General features: G+C 68.8%; 2 protein-coding genes. Both read left to right on the forward strand.

The window, feature by feature from the left end; translation table 11 throughout:
• Positions 1-101: 101 nt before the first annotated feature.
• Positions 102-662: a winged helix-turn-helix domain-containing protein gene (locus tag AB0903_RS34310; protein ID WP_366708742.1), complete on the forward strand. Its 561-nt coding sequence runs from the start codon at positions 102-104 to the stop codon at positions 660-662.
• Positions 590-1,156 (forward strand): transposase, encoded by a 567-nt coding sequence (locus AB0903_RS34315; protein ID WP_366708744.1) that lies wholly within the window; start codon positions 590-592, stop codon positions 1,154-1,156. Before AB0903_RS34310 ends, AB0903_RS34315 begins: the two co-directional genes overlap by 73 nt.
• Positions 1,157-1,172 lie beyond the last annotated feature (16 nt).

Here is a 1,172-nt window from a genome sequence, read left to right on the forward strand (position 1 = left end):
TACTGACTTCGGCTCGTTAGGGTGATCCGTCTCGAAGTGCCTGATGATGCGGCGCGGTTGGTTGTATTTCCTGGCGTGTGAGATATGCGGATGGGGGCGGGCTGACGCCCGCGGGGCGTCGGCGCCGTGAGGCGGTACGGATGCAGGCAGCCGAGCTGTTCGAGCAGAAGATCAAGCCGTTGGAGGTGGCACGGTGCCTGCGGGTGAGCCGGAAGTCGGCCTACGAGTGGCAGCAGCTGTGGCGGGACGGCGGTCGTGAGGCTCTGGCCTCCCGTGGCCCGAGTGGATCGCGATGCCGTCTGTCGCCGCGTTGCCTTCAGAAGCTGGCCGAGTACCTCGAGCAGGGGCCGGCCGCGCACGGCTGGGTGGAGGACCAGGTGTGGACCGCCGCGCGGGTGGCCACGCTGATCGGCAGGAAGTTCCACGTCTCCTACAGCGTCTCGGGTGCGACGAGGCTGATGCACCGGCTCGGCTTCAGCCCGCAGGTCCCCGCGCGGCGGGTCGCCGAGCGCGACGAGCAGGCCGTCACCGTCTGGAAGGAGGCGACCTGGGCGGAGGTAAAAGAGTCCGGGCGGCCTGCGGAGGCTACATCTGCTTCGAGGACGAAGCAGGCTTCACTCGCAGACCGCCCAGAGGACGTACCTGGGGCCGGCGCGGAGTGACTCCGCAGGTGACGGTGAGCGGACGACGTTCGGGACGCCTGTCAGTGGCCGGGCTGATCGCGATGCGGCCCGGCTCCCGGACCCGCCTGTGCCACCGCCTGCGCACCCACCCCGCGGGCAAGGGCAAGCGCCGCAGCATGGGCGAGCGTGACTTCATCACGCTGATCGACGGAGTCCACCAGCTGGTCAAGGCGCCGATCGTGCTCGTCTGGGACCGGCTGAACACCCACGTCTCCCACGCCATGCGTGAGCTGATCGCCGAGCGTGAATGGCTGACGGTGTTCCTGCTGCCCGCCTACTCGCCCGACCTCAACCCCGTCGAGTGGGTGTGGGCGCACGTCAAGCGCAGCCTGGCCAACCTCGCCGTGGTCGCCCTCGACCGGCTCGAAGCCCTCGTACGCAACCGGCTCAAGCGCCTTCAGTACCGGCCGGACACCCTCGACGGCTTCATAGCCGGAACCGGCCTGGCCCTCGACGATCCAGCGTCACCCTAACGAGCCGAAGTCAGTA

Origin of the sequence: Streptomyces sp. NPDC048389 (assembly GCF_040706335.1) — a bacterium.
Taxonomy (GTDB): domain Bacteria; phylum Actinomycetota; class Actinomycetes; order Streptomycetales; family Streptomycetaceae; genus Streptomyces.